Source organism: Magnetococcales bacterium (assembly GCA_015231755.1).
In the GTDB taxonomy this organism is placed as follows: domain Bacteria; phylum Pseudomonadota; class Magnetococcia; order Magnetococcales; family Magnetaquicoccaceae; genus Magnetaquiglobus.
Map to the genome: position 1 here is coordinate 16,217 of JADGAZ010000005.1, position 18,991 is coordinate 35,207.

The window sequence follows — 18,991 nt, forward strand, 5'->3', positions numbered from 1 at the left end:
TTATATTGTTTTATTAATTTTTATATAAATTTCATCTCCTAATGATGCTCTGAAAGGTTCTTTTGCTAAGAGTTTTTTATTGATTCTCCCTGCGCAAGAAAAATCTCTTGGGGTGAATTCGTTGGATGGTTCGTTGGGTGGCAATAAACCCATACTTTGGTATGCTTCCGCGACCAGTTCACTGCAAAAAACTGAGGAAAGATCTTCCTTATTTGTGCTTCCTGGCAAAACATCGATCAAGGATTTGATCAGTTCGAGTTTGTGTTTTTCATAGGGTCTGTCGCGCAATTGCTGTCTGATTTCCCATAGTTTTTTTTCCATTCCTCTTGTGATTCCGTCGCCTGTCGTCTCTTCCTCCTCAATTTTGATTCCTTTCGGAATTGCGAGAGATCTGTAAGCGATTTCTCCATCGTAACGTTTGATTCTTTCGCTTAGTGAGACAATTTGCACCCCCATTTTTTCTTTTCCATCAGAGGCGTCTTTGATGTTGGAGAGTGTGGTTGATTCCCATGAGAAAAGCCCTATATCGTTTTTGATGACCATGCCTACATGGGACCATTTGGACCATTCGCCCAATCGGATCATCCAACTGGTCGGCCCTCGACCCGAAAAAAGTAGAATGTCTCCTGTTTTGAGATTGTTGCGGTGTTTTAAGTATTCGTCCATATATTGTTCATCCTTTTAGTTTGCGTTGGTGGGAGGAAAATTTGTGTGAGTTTTTAATCTGAATTTCTAGGTGATATGCTATTTAATTATTTATTGTAGATCTGTAGATCGATAATATTGTTCTAAGGCGTGTTCTGCAGGAGGGTGGTAGTTGGTTTTAAGTTGATTCTAAGTTTATTTTATTCCTGATTTTGAATCGGATATGCCAATCAAGGATTTCTATTTTGAAAATCTTCGCTATATTTGAATTTATTTTGATACTCGCACAAGGAAATAATAAGTCAAGGTATTTTTTGTGGTTTATTTTTTTATATCTATTAATATTGTAAATATGAAATTAATTATCAATTGTCTTGCAATTTTTGTCTGTTTGATTATTATTATTTAAGTATAGTATAATCTTGATGGCTTTTGATGCATTCTATGCCATTTCGACCCAATTGAAGGATCTTCAGGAGATGGTGTGCGAGTCGTGCAACAAACACGACAAGTAGATCATCCGGTCCGGTCCGCGCCATCCAGTCCGCTGGCCATCAACGCCACCTCCAGGGCCAGCAGGCCATGGGCGAGGGTGACTTTGGGGGGGCGGTGGGTCTGAATGGCCTGGATGAAATCCTCCAGTTGGCATTGCATCGGGTCCGGGAGTACCGGGGGCCAGATCCGCTCGCCGAGCAGGCGACGGGCGATCTTCTCCCGGAGGTTTTGGGGGGGTGGGGGACCGACCAGGTGGGCGTAGTCAAAGGTGCCGGTGGCATGGTGGATGCGCAACTCGTCCGGACGTTTTTGCGCGACAAACGTGCCGGCGGCCACCAGCAGCGTGGCGTTGTTTGGATAGGCGATCAACGCCGCGCTGGTATCCGCGCAGCGCAAGAAGTCCCGACTGCTCAGAGAACGGGCCTCGATGCGCAACGGGGCGCCAAAAAACCAGTTCATCGCGTCCAGCCAGTGGATCCCCTGATTGACCAGTACCGCTCCGTCTCGCCCCCGCCAGCCTGATCCTTGCAGATAATATTCCCGGTTCCGGGGCCACAACAGGGTCAATTGGGCCAGCTTCGGGGAGGCGGGATCCAGAGTGTCGAGCTGTTGTTTGATCGTTTCCAGAATCGGATTGAAGCGGTACGGGGAGATGACGCCGATGGGCACGGGCGACCCTTGGGCGCGGGCGGCGAATTGTCGGCATTCCGCCACCTCCACCCCCAGCGGTTTTTCGATCAGCATGGGTTTGTTGAACGCCAACGCCTGGGTGGCCAGCCCGATATGCCGCGCCGGTTCCGTCAGGATCAGCACCCCATCCACTTCCGCATCGTTCAACACCGCTTCGACCGTGGGGGCGACCCGGGGAATGCCATGGGTCCGGGCAAAGGCGGCAGTCCGCTCCGGGCTGCTTCCCCAGGCGGCAACCACCGTCACGCCGGGCATGGCGCGGATGGTTGTGGCATAGCGGTGGGCAATGCCCGAAATGCCCAGAATGGCCAGTTGCGCGGTCATGGGGGAGGGTTCATTCGATGGGATGGCATGAGCGCGATTGCCCGATCCATCTGGAGGATCACCCCAGGGCGATGCGGATCCCGATGAATTGTTTTCCTTTTGTGGAAGGGTTCAGGCACCCAGGCGATTGGCGCCGCGCGCATTCCGGGAAGAGGCGATCATGGCCTGCCAACTCAAGGGGAGTCCGTCGGCTGTCTGCCTTGGTCCTTCCAATCCCGAAAGGCATTTCCATTCCATCATTTCTTCATATTCCGGCTCCATGTCACCGAACCATTCGCGTCGGGGGGGAATTCGGATGGTCATGTATTGTCCCATGGTGTGTGGTTCCTTATAATCGTCAACGATCCGTGAGTGTGTTGTTCCGTCTCGCTGACAAAATTCAATGATCATGCCAGATCAACCCAAGACCGGGAGATTCTTCATGGCCGTCGGCCCCTTGCAGCCCCCCTCTTCCCTGCCGCCTTTGGCTGGATTTCGTTTGGCCACCGTGGCTTGCGGCATCAAAAACGGCAAACGTGAGCGCGATGATTTGTTGCTGGTGGCCATGGACCCGGAAACGACCGTGGCCGGTGTGTTCACCCGCAACCGGGTGCATGCCGCGCCGGTGGCCCTGTGTCGGCAACGACTGACGTCAGGAGTGGCCCGGGGACTGGTGGTCAATTCGGGCAATGCCAATGCGGTCACCGGTCCGGGAGGCTTGCACGACGCCCTGGAAGTCACCGGAGAGGTGGCCCGGTTGCTGGATGTGCCTGCGGAAACGGTGTTTGTCGCCTCCACTGGCGTGATCGGCGTGCCCTTGCCTTTGGAGCGGATGCTGGAGGCCTTGCCGACGCTTTGGAATGGCCTGGGGTGCGAAGGGTGGTTGCAGGCCGCCCGGGCCATCATGACCACCGATACCTTTCCCAAACTGGCAACCCGTTCCTGTGTGATCAACGGGCAGCAGGTCACCTTGATCGGCATGGCCAAGGGAGCGGGCATGATCCGTCCCGACATGGCTACCATGTTGGCTTTTTTGTTCACGGATGCGGATGTGACCTCGACCGCTTTGCAAATCCTGCTGGAGCGGGCCGTGGAGACCAGTTTCAACGCCATTTCCGTAGACGGGGATCAATCCACCAACGATACGGCTTTATTGTTCGCTTCTGGACGCTCGGATCACGGGAGCCTGGACGATCCGGACAGCCCGGAGGCCACACCTTTGGCCCACAGCCTGGAGTCCTTGTGCCAGGAGTTGGCCCAGGGGATCGTGCGGGACGGGGAGGGGGCCAGCAAGTTTGTGACCATCACCGTTTCCGGCGCGGTCAGCGACCCGGAGGCGAAACAGGCCGCCATGGCCATTGCCAACAGTCCCCTGGTCAAGACCGCCTTGGCGGGTAGCGATCCCAACTGGGGCCGGATTCTGGCGGCGGTGGGGGCGGCGGGGGTCTCTTTGCAGCCGGAGTCCTTGTCGTTGTGGTTGGGGGATGTGCTGGTGCTGGAACGGGGACAGTTGGCCGAAGGGTATACCGAAGGCAAAGGGGCCGCCGTGATGGCCCGTCCGGAGATCGTCATTCGGCTGGATCTGGCGGTGGGCGCCGGAGCGCGCACGGTCTGGACCTGTGACCTGACCCACGATTACATCACGATCAATGCGGATTATCGCACGTGACCCCAACCCCGTCGCTGCCCTGGTCCGAGATTCGGGTGGTGCTGCTCGACATGGACGGCACCCTGTTGGATCTGCATTTCGACGATGTGTTTTTTCGTCGCACCGTGCCGGAGGCCTATGCCCGGAAACACGGGATGCGGTTCGAGGAGGCCAGGGAGCGGGTGTTAAAGGCCTATCAGGAACATCAGGGCACGTTGGCCTGGTATGACCTGCACCACTGGTCCGAGCGGTTGGGGTTGGACATTCCGCTTTTGAAAGAGGATGTGGCCCATTTGATCGCGGTGCATCCCCATGTGTTGCCTTTTTTGGAACGGGTGGGGGCCAGTGGGCGTCCGATTCATCTGGTCACCAATGCCCATCCGCTTTCGTTGGACCTGAAACTGGCCCGTACCCCCATCGGGGCCTATCTGACTTCGACCATCACCAGTCACGAGGTGGGTTGGGCCAAGGAGCAGGCCCCTTTCTGGCCGGCTTTGGCCCGGCGTCTGGATTTTGATCCGGCCAGCACTTTGCTGGTGGACGATGCGGAGTCCGTATTGACCGCCGCCAGCGCATTCGGCATCGCCCATCTGCGTCAGGTGCGTCATCCCAACTCCGCGGCACCTCCCCATGCGGCGGGACGGTTTGTCTCCGTGTTGGATTTCAGGGAACTGGGACTCCCGGATGCCCCGTGGACAGAAGGGGAGGTGTCATGAGCGGATCGGTGCCTGCAGGGTGGTTGCGACAGCATCTGCTCACGATTCTGATCGCCGGGTTGGGGGTGGGGGCCACCTTTTTTTCCTGGTGGCTTTCGCATCAGCCGGTCCATGAGAGTGGCAGTTGGCGTTGGATCCTGCTGGTCGGCGGCGTGGCTTTCACCACGCTGCTGGTGACCATGCACGCCCGTTTGCAAAAGGATATGCGGCGGCAGCTCAAGGCCAAGCAGGAGTTGACCGCCGCCAACCGGGCTTTGACCCTTTTGGAACAGTGTCACAAACTGGTCAACCAGGAAAAAAGCGATGTGGTGATCCTGGCCCGGGCCTGTACGCTGCTGGTGGAGGTGGGGGGATACCGGTTCGCCTGGTGCGGCTTCGTGGAATCGGATCCGGAACGCACCATCACCCCGGTGGCCCATTCCCGGCTCGATTCGGAACGGATGCGGGATTTCCGGCAGACCTGGCTGGAATCCGGCAACATTCAGGAACCGGCCCGTACCGCCATTCGCAACCGGGCACCCACCCCCATGCACGACATTCTGCTCTCCCAGTCCACCGGGATGTGGCAGCGACAGGCCATGCGTTATGGTTACGCCTCGGCGGTGGCGTTGCCGTTGCTGGATCGGGAGAGCCTGTTCGGGGTGTTGAGCGTCTACGCCCATACCCCCCGGGCCTTCAGCGCCGTGGAGGTGGAACTGCTCACCGAGTTGGCCAATACTTTGGCGTTCGGGGTGCTGGCGGTACGGGAGTCCAAGCGGCGCAAAAAGGCGGAAAAGGAGCTGGCCCATCACCGTCAGATCCTGGAAGAGCAGGTCGCCAAACGCACCCGGGTGTTGAACACCGTGGCCGCCATTGCCCAGCGGTTGTTGTTTCACGGGGGGTGGCGACAGAACATCGACGCGGTGTTGATGGATCTGGGGGTGGCGGCCAATGTCAGCCGGGCCTACATCCTCAAGGCCAGCGTGGAAGACAACGGTGGACTGTTGATCACCCTGATCCACGAGTGGACCGCCCACGGCATCCAGGCTCAAAAAGAGGATGGACGATTCCACGAGTGTCCCCTGGACCGGTTCGGACTCTCCCGCTGGAAGGAGCGGTTTGTCGGTGGCGAGTATTTGTTTGGCCGCACCCGGGACTTTCCGGAGGAGGAGCGGGCCTTTTTGTCCGAACGGGGCATCCTGTCCATCGCCGTGATGCCGATTCTGGTCCACGATACCTTTTGGGGCTTGCTGGGCTTCGAGGATTGCCGCCGGGAACGGACCTGGAGTTCCGGCGAGATCGACGCTATGCAACTGGCCGCCAACACCCTGGATGCCGCCATCCGCAAGGATCGGCTGCTGGAGGAGAAACGGGCCGACGAGGCGTTGATTCTCAAGCTTTCCACGGCGGTGGAGCAAAGTCCCAACATCGTCTTGATCACCGATGCCTCGGGTCGCATCGAGTACGTCAATCAAAAATTCACCCAGCTCACCGGCTACGGCCCGGAGGAGACCCTGGGAACCACGCCGCTGATTCTACAGGCGCAGGCCAAGTCTGGCAGCGACTACGACCGCATGTGGGAGATGTTGCGTTCCGGGCAGGCGTGGCGGGAGGAGTTCCAGAGCGTGCGCAAGGACGGCAGCCTTTATTGGACCCATGCCTCCCTTTCGCCTCTGGTCAATGCCGAGGGGCATGTCACCCATTTTGTCTGCATCCAGGAAGATGTCACCCATCGCAAGATTTCGGAGTTGCAACTGCGGGAGACCTTTGAAAAATTGACCCGCAGCGAAAATCGCTTGCAGGCCATTCTCGACAATATGCCGAGTCTGGTTTTTCTCAAGGATTATTCCGGGCGTTATGTACTGGTCAACCGTCCCTTCTCCGAGACTTTTCAGCTCGACCCCGCCGCGATCATCGGGTGCCGGGACGATGAGCTTTTTCCGGAGGAGATCGCCCAGGGATTCATCGAGTCGGATCGCACCGTGTTGCAACGGGGAGTGGCGGCGGATGTGGACATGATCATCCCCATCGGATCCGACAGGCGGATTTTTCATACCATCCGTTTTCCCGTGGTGGTCGATGACAGTGGTTTCTTGTCCATTTGCGGCATCGCCACGGACATCACCGATCGGCGCATCGCCCAGGCGCGGCTGTTGCGCTCCAAACAGGCCCAGGACATCCTCAACGGGTTGCTGTTCGCCGCCATGGATCAGTCCCTGTTTTTGTGGGAGTTCATCCGCGACGCCTTGGGGCGGATTCTTTCCGCGCCCTGGTTCGTGCCGGATGGCCGGGGAGCGATTCATCTCTTTGGCGCCGGGGAGGGCGGGGGGGATGTGGTCTGTCAGATCGGTTTGAGCGACTCGGGCAGCGCCGAGCGGGCCGGCAAGGCGTTGCTGGAAACCGCCTGGGGGGTGCAGACCCCCGGAATCGTCTTCATCGACGCCGGCAGTTGGCCCGGAGGGATCATTCCCGGTCTGCCGGAGGGGGCATGGAGCTATTATTCCGCGCCGTTGTCCCCGGGTGGACAGGTCAAGGGGGTGATTCAAATTTTTCTGCCCTCCACCCATGTGCGGGGCCGGGATGAGGAGGATTTCCTTTCCACGGTGCGCAACACCCTGGCGGGCATCGTGGAAAAGAAAATTCTTGACCGTCAACTGATCCTCGCCAAGGAGAAGGCCGAATCCGCCAGCCATGCCAAAAGCACCTTCCTGGCCAACATGAGCCACGAGGTGCGCACACCCATGAACGGGGTGATCGGCATGTTGACCCTGCTGGGCAAGACCCGCATGAATCCCATGCAGCGGCAATATCTGGCGGTGGCCACCCAGTCCGCGGAACTGCAATTGAGCGTGCTCAACGACATTCTCGACTTCTCGAAGATCGAGGCGGGCAAACTGGTTTTGGAACAGATCCCCTTCGATCCCCGGGATGTGGTGGACAGCATCGGCACCATGCTCTCCGGCGCGGCCTATGGCAAAGGGTTGGAGCTGGCGATTCATGTCTCCTGGCGGCTGCATCCGGAGTTGATCGGCGATGCGGTGCGCTTGCGTCAGGTGTTGATCAATCTGGCGGGCAATGCCATCAAGTTTACCCAGAACGGCGAAGTGACCATCCGGGCGGATCTGGTGGAGGATGGTCCGACTGCGGTGCGCATCCGGTTTCATGTGATCGACACGGGCATTGGCATTGCCTCCCAGGCCCGGGAGAAGCTGTTTCAGCCTTTTGTTCAGGCCGATGATTCCACCACCCGGCGTTTTGGCGGAACCGGCCTGGGACTGGTCATCGCCCGGCAGATTGTCGAGGCCATGGGAGGGATGATTGGACTGGCCAGTCAACCGGGGGCCGGTTCGATCTTCTGGTTTGAAGTCGAGTTCGGCAAGCTGCCCGGGTCCCGGCCTGCCGAAAAGCCGGATCTGGGCCCTGTGCGGGTGTTGCTGGTGGAAGACAATGAGACCCATCGGACCATCCTGGAGAATTATCTGCATGTGTGGGGGGTGCGGTGTCGCAGCGTGGTGAGTGGCAGGGAGGCGTTGGCCCTGTTGCGGGAGACGGCCCGGAATCCGGATGAGGCGTTCGACGTGGTGGTGTTGGATTTGCGCCTGACCGGGGTGGATGGGCTGGATGTGGCCCGCATGATCCACGCGGACCAAACCCTTCCGCCCCTCAAGGTGATGCTGTTGAGCAGCGGCATTCATCTGGAAGAGTCGGTGTTGAACGAGGCGGGGGTGGGGGCGTTCATCATGAAACCGGTTGGCCCCAAGCGTTTGGCTCGTGCCCTGGAGGTGCTGATCCATCCGGCTGGACAAGGGGAGGCGGAGAGCGGAGGAGGCTCGGTGACCCGCACGGCGACCGCCTTTGTGGGCAAGGTATTGCTGGTGGAAGATACCTTTGTCAATCAGCAGGTGGCGGCCAGCATGCTCAAGCAGATGGGGCTGGAGGTGGAGATCGCCAGGGATGGGGAGGAGGGGGTGGCCAAGGCGTTCGCCGGGAGGCCGGATGTGATCCTGATGGACATGCAGATGCCGAACATGGATGGATTGGAGGCGACCCGTCGCATCCGGGAGTGGGAGGGATTGCGGGGACATGGGGAGCCGGTGCCCATTCTGGCCATGACCGCCAACGCCTTGAGCGGAGACCGGGAGCGTTGCCTGGAGGCGGGGATGAACGATTATCTGGCCAAGCCGGTGCTGTGGGATGCCCTGGCCAGCAAGTTGTCCCAGTGGTTGCCGATCCACGAACGGGAGATGGTGCCCCCTTCACCGGTGGCCCGGGAGATTCCCGATGAGGGCAAGGCGCTGTTTCTGGATTCGGTCTGTCTGGAACGTTTCTGGAACGCCATGAAGGCGGTGCCTGGGACTTTTTCTTTGGTGATCGAGGAGTATCTGTCCAGCGCCCCCAATCTGTTGCAGGCCATCGAGCGGGGCGGGACCAACGGGGAGTCGGAAGTGGTGCGGTCGGCGGCCCATGCGTTGAAATCCAACAGCGCCACCGTGGGGGCCATGGCTTTGTCGGAATTGTGCGCGGTGATCGAAAAGGCGGCGCGGGAACGGGATACCCTGCCGGCGGTGCGGTTGCATCCGGCGGCGGTGGCTGCGTTTCAGGCGGCGCAGCCGGGGTTGCAGGAGGCGTTGGAAAGGGAGTCGATCATCGGCCAGGGGGGATGACTGGGGAACATCCGGAAATCGGGGTGGCGCATCCGGGTGGCGCGGGCCGTTCCGATTTCCGGAGGGTGTTGGGGCGCGGTCTAGCGTGGATAAAGACAGCCGGCGGGCTGGGCAACCGGAACCGCGTAGGTGACGGTGGTGGCCGGAACGGTGTAGGCGACTGGAACGGTATAGGCCACGGGCGCGGAATAGCTCACGGTGACCGGGGTGACGATGGCCAGGGTGGAGGGGGCCGCGTAGGCCACCGGGTAGGCGGTCGCATAGACGGGATAAGCGTGGCGGGGAGCGGTATGGGCATGATGCTCGACGCTGGATCCCACCAGCAGGCCAGTGATGCCGGCGCCGATGATGGCGGCTGCGGTGGCGCCACCGTCCGCCTGGGCTGGGGTCGGGGTGCCGACGGCCAGGACGGCGGCCAGGGCGGCGGTCGTGGCGAGGGAACGGAGGCCGAATGGGGTCTGGATGGTCTGCATGAAACGCTCCTTGGATCTGGGGTGTTCAGGCGCTCGTTTTCAACCGGGGCCTGTTTCGTGACGGGTTGAACATTAATGGTACGGATCGAAAAAGACGGATCTTAACGGAAATCGTGGGGCCGGATAGGCCCCGGATCGTGTATCGTTGTTCGATGAATTATCGCATCGTTGATGCCGGATGCCAAGGCGTGATTTTGGGTTGGATGGGCGTTGGTTGCGGGATTTTCGTGGATTGGCGGGTTGTTTGGGGGGAGAATCCGGATCCCCGCGTTTTTTTGGGGAGCGTGCGGGGATCCGGGGGGGGGATGATCAGGCTTGCTGGGAGGCCAGATGGTTCAGCCCCTCTTGGAGCCGGAGCAGGCTTTGGTCCCGGCCCAGCATCCACAAGGTTTCCAGGATCCCCGGTGAAGCACCGGAGCCGGTGAGCACCACCCGCAGGGGTTGGGCCAGTTGCCCCATGGAGAGGTTGAAGGTGGTCAGAGTGGCCTGGAAGGCGCTCTCCAGGGCGGCGGTGGTCCACTCCGGCAGGGCTGCCAGGGCGGAGGCCAAAGCCGCCAGGGGGTCGCGCATGGCAACGGTCAGATGTTTGCGGGCCGCTTTTTCTTCGTAGGGCTGCACCGAGTCGATGAACAGGAAACGGCATTTCTGCGCCATTTCCACCATGGTGGCGGCCCGGGCCTGGAACTCCGGCAGGATGGTTGCCAGTTTTTCGGCGGGGGGTGGGGGGTCGATGCCGAGTCGGGCCAGTTGATAGGCCAGTTCCGGCAGGAGCTGTTCCGGGGTGGCGGCGCGGATGTGGTGACCGTTGATCCACAACAGCTTGGCCCGGTCGAAGATGGCTGCGGAACGGCCCAGGGAACCGATGTCGAAGAGCTGTTCGAGTTCGGTTGGGGTGAAGATCTCCTGTTCCCCGTGGGACCAGCCCAGGCGGGCCAGATAGTTGTTGAGAGCCGACGGGAGAAAGCCCTCCTCCCGGTATTGCAGCACCGAAACCGCTCCGTGGCGTTTGGAGAGCTTGGCCCCGTCGGAACCGTGCAGCAGGGGCATGTGGGCGTAGGCGGGAATCTCCCAGCCCAGCGCCTTGAACACATGAATCTGGCGCGGAGTGTTGCTGATGTGGTCTTCGCCGCGGATCACCAGGGTGATGCCCATGTCATGGTCATCCACCGCCACCGCCAGGTTGTAGGTGGGAGAGCCGTCGGAGCGCACCAGGATCAGGTCGTCGAGTTCGCCGTTGGCGATGCGGATCGGTCCCTGGATGTGATCCTCCCAGAGGGTTTCGCCCTCCCGGGGGGTCTTGAAACGGATCACGTGGGGGCGTTGCGGATCCGCCGGGAGGTTGAGTTCCCGGCACAGACCGTCGTAACGGGGTTTGTCTCCGGTTTCCCGCTGGCGTTCCCGCAGGGCGTCGAGCCGCTCTTTGGAGCAGGTGCAGACATAGGCGTGACCCGCCTGAAGCAGTTCCTGCACCACATCCAGATATCGGCGGGTGTGATGGGATTGAAAATAGGGGCCTTCGTCCGGCGACAGTCCCAGCCAGCGGAGTCCTTCCAGGATCACCTCCACCGCCTCTTGGGTGGAACGTTCCGTATCCGTGTCTTCGATGCGCAAGACGAAGGTACCCTGGTGGCGACGGGTGTGAAGATGGCAAAACAGCGCGGTGCGGGCGCCACCGATATGGAGGAATCCGGTGGGTGAAGGGGCGAAACGGGTGCGCAGCGTCATGGTGGGCATCTTTGGTGGTCCTGGTGTCCCGAAGGACACGGAAGCGGGGAATTCCCCGGTGAATGGGTTTGGCTGCTTTCTATTTTTTTTCAAGAAACGGATTTTGTCCAGACTGGCGTTGGAGGGGGGTCTTGGGTAAGATTCGTGGTTCTCAAAGGGTGCGTTACCCCATCAACCTTGCAAGGAGCCGTACCGTGGGTTCACCGAAAGACCTCAACCAACCTGAAATTTATGTCAGCGCCCTGGTTCGGGCTGCGCAATTGAACAATGTCGATGCGCTGACCCGCTGGCTGGCCGATGACGAGCAGGCCGAGGCCGGTCCATTTTACAAGTGGTTCCGGTATTTCGCCGAGCGCCTGATGGCCATGGCGCCGAGTCCCGAACACGGTTTCGCGGCCCGACCCATCCGTCCCGTGGCCCCGCCCAAGATCGGTCGCAACGATATCTGTCCTTGCGGCTCGGGCAAGAAGTTCAAACAGTGTCATCTGGAGTCCGAGCAATCCGTGGCCTGGAAGATCGGTTCTCCCACGCCGATGATGCGGGCCATGGCCGCCTCCCAGATCATTCAGGGGTTGTCGCTGGATGTGCTCGACGAGGTGCCTTTGGACAAATGTGCGCCCCTGGTGCTGGCGGAAATGGCAGCAGCCTATCAGAAAGAAGGGGAGTTGGATACCGCTTTGACGCTGCTCAAGCGCATGCTGGACGGGGACCGGGAAGATCCCTTCCTGTTGATCGACTACTGGATCGCCCGTTACGCCGAATGGCTGGTGGATGCGGGCTTGCAGGACGAAGGGGAACGGTTCCTGATCGACGAATACAAGAATCTGCGCAAGATCGAAGCTTGGCAGGTGGCCCAGAAGCTGGCGGCCTTCTACATCGACCAGGGCAACCTGGAAGGGGCGGAGAGCTGGGTGGATATCGCCATGGAGGGCAGACCGGACAATCCATTCAATCACTATCTGCGGGGTTTGTTGCGCCATGGCAGCGAGCAGTGGGACGAGGCAGCAGCCTCTTACGAGCGTGCCCAGGAGTTGAGCGCCGGTTTCCGGGAGCAGGAGCAGGCCTACATGGCGGAACTGGTGGCCGAATCCCTGGAGCGCGCCCGCAACCGTCAGCCGTTGATGGAAGAGGACGGGGAGGATGAGGAGGGCGAGGCGATGGAACAGCCGCCGTTGACGGGTCCGGACGGGGAGGATCGCTGATGGAGCGCAGTCATTATTGCAACGACGTGCGTGAGACCCTGGTGGGTCAGCGGGTGGTGCTGTGCGGTTGGGTGAACCGGCGTCGGGATCACGGGGGGGTGATTTTTGTCGATCTGCGGGACCGGACCGGTCTGGTGCAGGTGGTGTTCAGCCCCGATGAACACAGCACGGTCCACAGCGAAGCCCATCAGTTGCGCAGCGAGTATGTGGTGCATCTTTCCGGGGAGGTGGCCCGTCGTCCCGCCGAGACCGAAAACACCAAACTGCCCACCGGTTTGATCGAGGTACGGGTGGATCGGTTGACCATTCTCAACGCCTCCCAGCCTTTGCCGTTCCAACTCGACGAGGAGGTGGGGGAAGGGGTGCGTCTGACCCATCGTTTTCTGGATCTGCGCCGTCCGATGATGCAGCGCAACCTGATGACCCGTCACCGGGCCATGCAGTCCATGCGGCGCACCCTGGACGAGTGCGGATTCCTGGAACTCGAAACCCCCATGCTCACCCGCAGCACCCCCGAAGGTGCCCGGGACTATCTGGTGCCTTCCCGGGTCAATCCTGGGGAGTTCTATGCCCTGCCCCAGTCTCCCCAGTTGTTCAAGCAGTTGTTGATGATCTCCGGGTTTGACCGCTATTTCCAGATCACCCGCTGTTTCCGGGATGAGGATCTGCGGGCCGACCGGCAGCCGGAGTTCACCCAGGTGGATCTGGAGATGAGCTTTGTGGATTCGGATCAGGTGATCGGTCTGGTGGAAGGGTTGGTGGCGCGGCTGTTTCAGGAGGTGCTGGGGGTGACCCTGCCCGCTCCGTTCCCCCGCATGACCTATGACGAAGCCATGGCCCGTTATGGTCTGGACGCCCCGGATACCCGCATCCGCATGGAGTTGACCGATCTGACCCCGTTGCTGCGGGAGACCCAGTTCAAGGTGTTCGCCCAGGTGGCCCAGATGACCGGTTTGCGGGGCCAGCAGGGGGCCATCAAGGTGTTGCGGGTGCCCGGCGGGGCCTCCATGACCCGCAAGGAGATCGATACCTATACGGAATTCGTCTCCATCTACGGGGCTAAGGGGTTGGCCTATATCAAGATCAACGGTCCCTGGCAGGAGGGGGGATGGCAATCTCCCATCGTCAAGTTTTTCTCCGAAGCCGAATTGGCCGCCATCGCCGCCGCCACCGGAGTGCAGACGGGGGATCTGCTTTTCTTTGGCGCCGACCGGCTCAAGGTGGTCAACGAGGCGTTGGGGCGTCTGCGGGTCAAGGTGGGGCGGGAACTGAACCTGATGGACGAGATTCCGTTTTCCTTCGCCTGGGTCACGGAGTTTCCCTTGCTGGAGTGGGACGAGGAGGCCAAACGGTTTTCGGCGGTGCATCATCCCTTCACCGCCCCCATGGTGGAGGATTTCGCCAACCTGGAAGGCCAGGGGGGCGCGGGAGTGGACACGGTTCGTTCCCAGGCTTATGACCTGGTGCTCAACGGCAGCGAAGTGGGGGGGGGATCGATCCGTATCCACGACCCGGCCATGCAGCGGCGCATGCTGGAACTGCTGAACATCGGTCCGGAAGAAGCCGAGGAGAAGTTCGGATTCCTGTTGCGCGCCTTAGAGTTCGGCGCGCCGCCCCACGGTGGATTGGCCCTGGGCATGGATCGTTTGCTGGCCATGATGGTGGGAGCCGACTCCATCCGGGATGTGATCGCCTTCCCCAAAACCCAGAAGGCCGCCTGTCCGTTGACACAGGCCCCCTCGGTGGTGGATGCCGCCCAGTTGCGCGAACTCCATCTGCGCAGCACCGTCCGGCCTCGGGGAGAGTAGGCGGAGGCGCTCTTTCTGACTTTTGTTGGTATGATATTTGCGAGCCAATCCTTAGCCGGATGAGCGGGATGGTGTTTCGGGATTGGTTTTTTGACGGTTGTGATCGATGCGACCACCCGGTGGGCGATCACCGGGTGGTGATTACGGGGAGGGAGCTGCATGATTCTGGTTTTTCATGCACACCCGAAGGTCAGGGGCGTTTTTGTGCCGGAGCGTTTTTTTCAATGACTGGAAGGGTCCCCTCCGGGTAAGATCGAACCGATTCAAGCGGAAACAAAAGAATCGGTCGGAGCCGGAGCATTCGGACGAAACGACACTTTCGAGAACAGGTCGCCAACCATGTCATGCAGGATCACGTCGGTCATTCAGGATAGTGTCGCCACCGTCAACCAGTACCGCACCGTGTCGGAAGGTGTGGACATCATGGTGTCGCGGGGTGGTGGTTCCCTGGTGGTGATGGAAGGGAGCGCCGTGGTCGGCTATTTCTCGGAACGGGATCTGCTGGTGCGGGTGGTGGGCAAGAAACGGGATCCGTTCCGTACCCCGATCCATGAGGTGATGACCCGGGATCTGGTGCGGGTGGAGTTCGACACCACCTGCAAGGCGAGTCTCAACCTGATGAAAGAACACCGCATCCGCCATTTGCTGGTGTTCGACGGACAGCGCTTCATGGGGGTGGTCTCCATGCGGGATATCGCCGCCATGATGACCCGGGCGGTGAGTTATTCCGATCTCACCGTGAATGTGGTGGGTGGGGTGGTGCTGGTGGTGGTGTTGTCGGTGATCGGTTTTCTGATTTATCTGGTTCCCGACATGATGGGATTTGTGCGGCGCTTTTTCGCCTGAATCGGCTGGCCGGCGCCGCACGGTTTGAAGAGGGCTTAAGGGGGTTCAGCACTGGACCCAGGGCAGTCCGCGAAAACGCCAGCCGTTGACGCTGGAACGGTGATGCTGCTCGTCCCGATCCCCCTCGAACCCTTCCAGGACGTGGTAGACGGACGAAAACCCTTCCTGGATCAGACGGTTGCCTGCGTCGATGGAACGGTGCCCGGAACGGCAGATCAATACGATGGTGCGGGTTTTGTCTTTGGCCGTGCGGGTGATATCCGGGACAAAATCAGGATTCAACTCAAAATCCGGGGCGTCTTGCCAGGGAATGTTGATCACACCCTTCGGGCAGCCGACGAAAAAATGTTCCACCTCGGAGCGGATGTCGATGAAAAGCGTGTCCGGCTTGGATACCAACTGGAACGCTTCGGCTGGCGTCAGATGTCCAAGCTGGGGATCGGATGGACTGTGGGGGGCGGATGGCAGCATGCGAGAGGTCTCCTTGGGAAAGATCGATGGTTCATGAGGGCATCCCGCGGGGGGATTGGATTTCATGCCGATGGATGTGATCGGTTTTACGGGTGGACCCTTCCGGTCCGGTTGTTTTGAAATGGCGTCCAGGACGCTTTTTCAAGAGGTAAACCGGATGCGTGGTTCCGTCAAGCGGCTTTGGCACATGACCGGCGAAATGACATGAGCATGAACGTAAATAAACGTAAACAGAGTGTCCGGGGGAATGGCTATGATCGGTCCACCGAGCGCAGCGAACGACCCGGTCGTCCCTCGATCCTGGCCAATCAGAATATCCAGCCGAAAAAAGGCAACCGACTCCAGGAAATCCATTTGGCGGCCTCCCGGGTCGAACGGTCCCAGGGGCGGGATGCGGTGCGTCGCCGTCCGGTGGTGACCTCCCCCAGTCAGCCCATCGGCGTGCGCCTCTTCGAAGAAGGGGTGGTGATCGCCGCCGGACTCTCCCTGATCGTCAAGAACGGCATCAGCCATATCGCCGGCTGGATCCGCGATGGCCGGGAACTGGTCAGTGGTTACGGCCAGTCCCGATCCCAACCCTGGGACCGGGAGATGGTCGAAGAACCCGAAGAGGAGATCTGGCGCGACGATGCCCAGACCATGCAAGGCGGCGCTTTGCGTCTGATCGGTCGTCCTGCGGAAGACGACTCCCTGCCGGATGAGAGCGAATCCTTGTGCGATGCCACGGAATCCCCATTGCGCCAGGAAGTGGAACGGAATAAAGTTCAAAGTTTGGACGCCGAAGAGCAGGGCTTGTCGGAAGAGCAACTGGAGGACCAGGCCGGCGCCTTGCGCGCCCGCTTGCACGACGCATCGCGGCTGGGCTGATTCACGGATGCGCTCGGGACTCTGCAACTCCCTGCGCTGGAGTGTCCGCATTTTGGAACCCGTACCATCCGGCAAGAACTCATGAATTCCGAATCCTTCAGCAGCGCGCTGCCTCCCGGGTCGAAACTGCTTTGGTTTGAGATCATCCGGGTCCTGGGCAAGGGCGGGTTCGGGATCACCTATCTGGGGCGGGATACCAATCAAAACCAGGTGGTGGCCATCAAGGAATATCTGCCCACCGTCTTCGCCTCCCGTCGCGGGGGCAGTGAAGTGCTTCCCAACTCTCCCGAAGACAAAAAAACCTTTGACTGGGGTCTGGACAGCTTTCTCAAAGAGGCCCAGATCGTGGCCCGTTTCCGCCATCCGAGCATTGTGCGGGTGGTGAGTTTCTTCCGCAACGCCAATACCGCCTACATGGTCATGGAGTACGTGGAAGGGGAAGGGTTGGACGCCATTCTCAAGCGGCGCAAGGTGCTGCCGGAAGCGGCCATCAAACGCATTCTTCCCCCCCTGCTCGACGGCCTGGAACTGCTGCACAAAGCCGCTTTCATCCATCGGGATCTCAAGCCCCCCAATATTTTGATCCGCGCCGATGGTTCCCCGGTGATTCTCGACTTCGGCTCGGCCCGTCAGTCCGTGGCGGGTCAGGGGGATCAGATGACCAGCCTGTTGAGTCTGGGCTACTCCCCCTTCGAGCAGTATGACTCCTCCGGGGATCGTCAGGGGCCCTGGTCGGATATCTATGCCATGGGAGGGGTGCTGTACCGCTGCATCACCGGTGACAAACCGGTGGATGCCTCCCAGCGCATCGCCGCCCGTCTGCGTTGCGAACCCGATCCGGTGAAACCGGCGGTGGAGATGGGACGTGGACGTTATTCCCCCGGCTTTCTCAAGGCGGTGGACTGGGCCTTGATGGTGCTGGAAAAGGAACGTCCCCAGTCCGTGAGCGAATGGCGCGCCATGCTGCTGGGGGAGTCTTCCGCCGCGTCCGCCGAGGCGTCGGGGGATACGACCGTTCTGACCAGCCTGCGCCCCCCGGAAGCGGGTGTGGTGGGGGGCGGGGGGGATGGGGTGGCCCGCAAGAAAAGCAGTTGGCGCAGCTTCATCGCCTCGATGAACGAATTTGCCACCCAGGTCAATCCCGAAGAGGTCAATGCCCGCAAGACCGTGGTGTTGCGGCCCACCCGGGGGGATCTGGCCAATCCCGTCGCCACTTCATCCGAAACCCAAGTAGTGTCCCCGGCGACGGCCACCCGACTCCAGGAGAGCAACACCTCTTACAGCATGCCTGGTCCTCCCCCGGTCGCGCCGCCGCCTCCCCCCCGGAAACGGGGAGCCGTCTGGGTGGATCCTTTGACCCGCATGGAGTTTTTGTGGCTGCCCGGCGGTGTCTTCAAGATGGGTTCTTCCCTGGGAGAGTCGGGCCGACGGTCCGACGAAATGCCTCAACATGAAGTGCGGCTGGATGGATTCTGGATCAGCAAACATCTGGTCACCTGGGGCCGCTGGAACCGGGTGATGGGGGATTATCCACCGGGGATGTATCGGGAGAGCAAGATCAATCATCCGGTGGCCCGGGTCTCCTGGACCGATGTGCAGAAGTTCGTGCGTCAGTTCAGCCGTCTGCTGGGGGAGAATTTCAATTTGCGCCTGCCCACCGAGGCGGAATGGGAGTACGCGGCTCGGGCCGGTCTCGACGCCCCTTTCATCACCGGGGATGAGGATCACTGGAGTCTGACCGATTACGCCTGGGTGAAAAGCAATGCCGGCGGCCAGTCCCGTCCCGTGGGGGAGAAGCGCCCCAACGATTGGGGACTCTACGACATGGCGGGCAATGTGCGGGAGTGGACCGAGGATCGTTTCCAGGCCGAGGTTTCCACCCGTGGGGTGGCGGTCAATCCCCACGGCGGCACCGTGGATGACGCCCGGGTGGTGCGGGGCAGCGGTTTCATGTGCATGGCCAAGGAGTGCCGTACCGCCCGTCGCATGCGGGTGGAGCCGTTTGCCTCTTATGACGATCTGGGCTTTCGGCTGGTGCGCCTCGCCTGAAACCGGATCCGGGTTGGGGGTACCCTCTACCCTCTTTTGCCCGGCACGGAGGTGATCCGTGGTCTTATGGTTTATGCTTCTTCGCTTTCAAAATCCAGTCCCACGCCCCTTGGATTGATCCGGGCCACGGTGCAGGGAAACGATACCTCGTAGGTGGATCCCCCTTCTTTCATTTCCAGAAAAACCACCCCTTTGTCCCCGACTCTGAGTTCATCCGTGGGCATGTCCGACTCCATGAAGGCGCCGCTCATGCTCACATCCGCCGTGAATCCGGAAACGCTCTGACCCAGGGCGACTTCCAGGCGGATCTTGGTGTGAAACGGGAACCGGGCCTCGGTTCTGGGGCGTTCGGGTATCCCGGATGGGGTGGAGGGGGGCGGTTCCGGGGTCATGGGCGCAACTCCTGCGTG

The 18,991-nt window shown here is 60.3% G+C and carries 14 protein-coding genes; 8 read left to right on the top strand and 6 right to left on the bottom strand.

The features are described from left to right. Entirely contained in the window at positions 1 to 666 is a 666-nt protein-coding gene (locus tag HQL98_04550) for a hypothetical protein (GenBank protein ID MBF0271338.1), read from the bottom strand. 495 nt (positions 667 to 1,161) lie between these two features. Further along, positions 1,162 to 2,154, bottom strand: a complete 993-nt coding sequence (locus tag HQL98_04555; protein MBF0271339.1) for a Gfo/Idh/MocA family oxidoreductase — start codon at positions 2,152 to 2,154, stop codon at positions 1,162 to 1,164. 421 nt (positions 2,155 to 2,575) lie between these two features. On the opposite strand from HQL98_04555, the gene argJ reads away from it, so the two are divergent. From argJ to HQL98_04570, 3 genes are read left to right on the top strand one after another with little or no spacing between them, the layout of a single operon-like run. Next, entirely contained in the window at positions 2,576 to 3,802 is a 1,227-nt protein-coding gene (argJ, locus tag HQL98_04560; GenBank protein MBF0271340.1) for a bifunctional glutamate N-acetyltransferase/amino-acid acetyltransferase ArgJ, read from the top strand. A 50-nt stretch (positions 3,803 to 3,852) separates the two neighbouring features. Next, positions 3,853 to 4,497, top strand: coding sequence for an HAD hydrolase-like protein (locus tag HQL98_04565; protein MBF0271341.1), 645 nt, complete (start codon positions 3,853 to 3,855; stop codon positions 4,495 to 4,497). Next, entirely contained in the window at positions 4,494 to 9,140 is a 4,647-nt protein-coding gene (locus HQL98_04570) for a response regulator (protein ID MBF0271342.1), read from the top strand. The genes HQL98_04565 and HQL98_04570 overlap by 4 nt, the downstream gene beginning before the upstream one ends. Positions 9,141 to 9,220: 80 nt before the next feature. Here HQL98_04570 and HQL98_04575 read toward each other — a convergent pair whose 3' ends face one another. Then, positions 9,221 to 9,613 carry a hypothetical protein gene (locus HQL98_04575; GenBank protein ID MBF0271343.1) on the bottom strand — a complete coding sequence of 131 codons (393 nt, stop codon included), beginning with the start codon at positions 9,611 to 9,613 and terminating at the stop codon, positions 9,221 to 9,223. A 309-nt stretch (positions 9,614 to 9,922) separates the two neighbouring features. Continuing rightward, complete coding sequence (gene gltX, locus HQL98_04580) at positions 9,923 to 11,338, bottom strand: glutamate--tRNA ligase (protein MBF0271344.1); 1,416 nt, start codon at positions 11,336 to 11,338, stop codon at positions 9,923 to 9,925. Positions 11,339 to 11,400: 62 nt separating this feature from the next. On the opposite strand from gltX, the gene HQL98_04585 reads away from it, so the two are divergent. From HQL98_04585 to HQL98_04595, 3 genes are all read left to right on the top strand, one after another. Further along, positions 11,401 to 12,540 carry an SEC-C domain-containing protein gene (locus HQL98_04585; protein MBF0271345.1) on the top strand — a complete coding sequence of 380 codons (1,140 nt, stop codon included), beginning with the start codon at positions 11,401 to 11,403 and terminating at the stop codon, positions 12,538 to 12,540. Further along, the gene (gene aspS / locus HQL98_04590) at positions 12,540 to 14,348 is read left to right on the top strand and encodes an aspartate--tRNA ligase (protein ID MBF0271346.1); all 1,809 of its coding nucleotides are present in this window, start codon (positions 12,540 to 12,542) and stop codon (positions 14,346 to 14,348) included. Before HQL98_04585 ends, aspS begins: the two co-directional genes overlap by 1 nt. 339 nt (positions 14,349 to 14,687) lie before the next feature. Further along, positions 14,688 to 15,194, top strand: a complete 507-nt coding sequence (locus tag HQL98_04595; GenBank protein MBF0271347.1) for a CBS domain-containing protein — start codon at positions 14,688 to 14,690, stop codon at positions 15,192 to 15,194. Positions 15,195 to 15,239: 45 nt separating this feature from the next. Here HQL98_04595 and HQL98_04600 read toward each other — a convergent pair whose 3' ends face one another. Next, on the bottom strand, positions 15,240 to 15,665 hold the full coding sequence (locus tag HQL98_04600; GenBank protein MBF0271348.1) for a rhodanese-like domain-containing protein: 426 nt from the start codon (positions 15,663 to 15,665) through the stop codon (positions 15,240 to 15,242). Between the two features lie 204 nt (positions 15,666 to 15,869). Between HQL98_04600 and HQL98_04605 the strand changes: the two genes are divergently transcribed. After that, on the top strand, positions 15,870 to 16,532 hold the full coding sequence (locus tag HQL98_04605; protein MBF0271349.1) for a hypothetical protein: 663 nt from the start codon (positions 15,870 to 15,872) through the stop codon (positions 16,530 to 16,532). 81 nt (positions 16,533 to 16,613) lie between these two features. Continuing rightward, on the top strand, positions 16,614 to 18,581 hold the full coding sequence (locus tag HQL98_04610; GenBank protein MBF0271350.1) for an SUMF1/EgtB/PvdO family nonheme iron enzyme: 1,968 nt from the start codon (positions 16,614 to 16,616) through the stop codon (positions 18,579 to 18,581). 71 nt (positions 18,582 to 18,652) lie between these two features. Here the strand turns inward: HQL98_04610 and HQL98_04615 are convergent, their stop codons facing one another. Next, positions 18,653 to 18,973 carry a PilZ domain-containing protein gene (locus HQL98_04615; GenBank protein ID MBF0271351.1) on the bottom strand — a complete coding sequence of 107 codons (321 nt, stop codon included), beginning with the start codon at positions 18,971 to 18,973 and terminating at the stop codon, positions 18,653 to 18,655. Between the last annotated feature and the right edge of the window lie 18 nt (positions 18,974 to 18,991).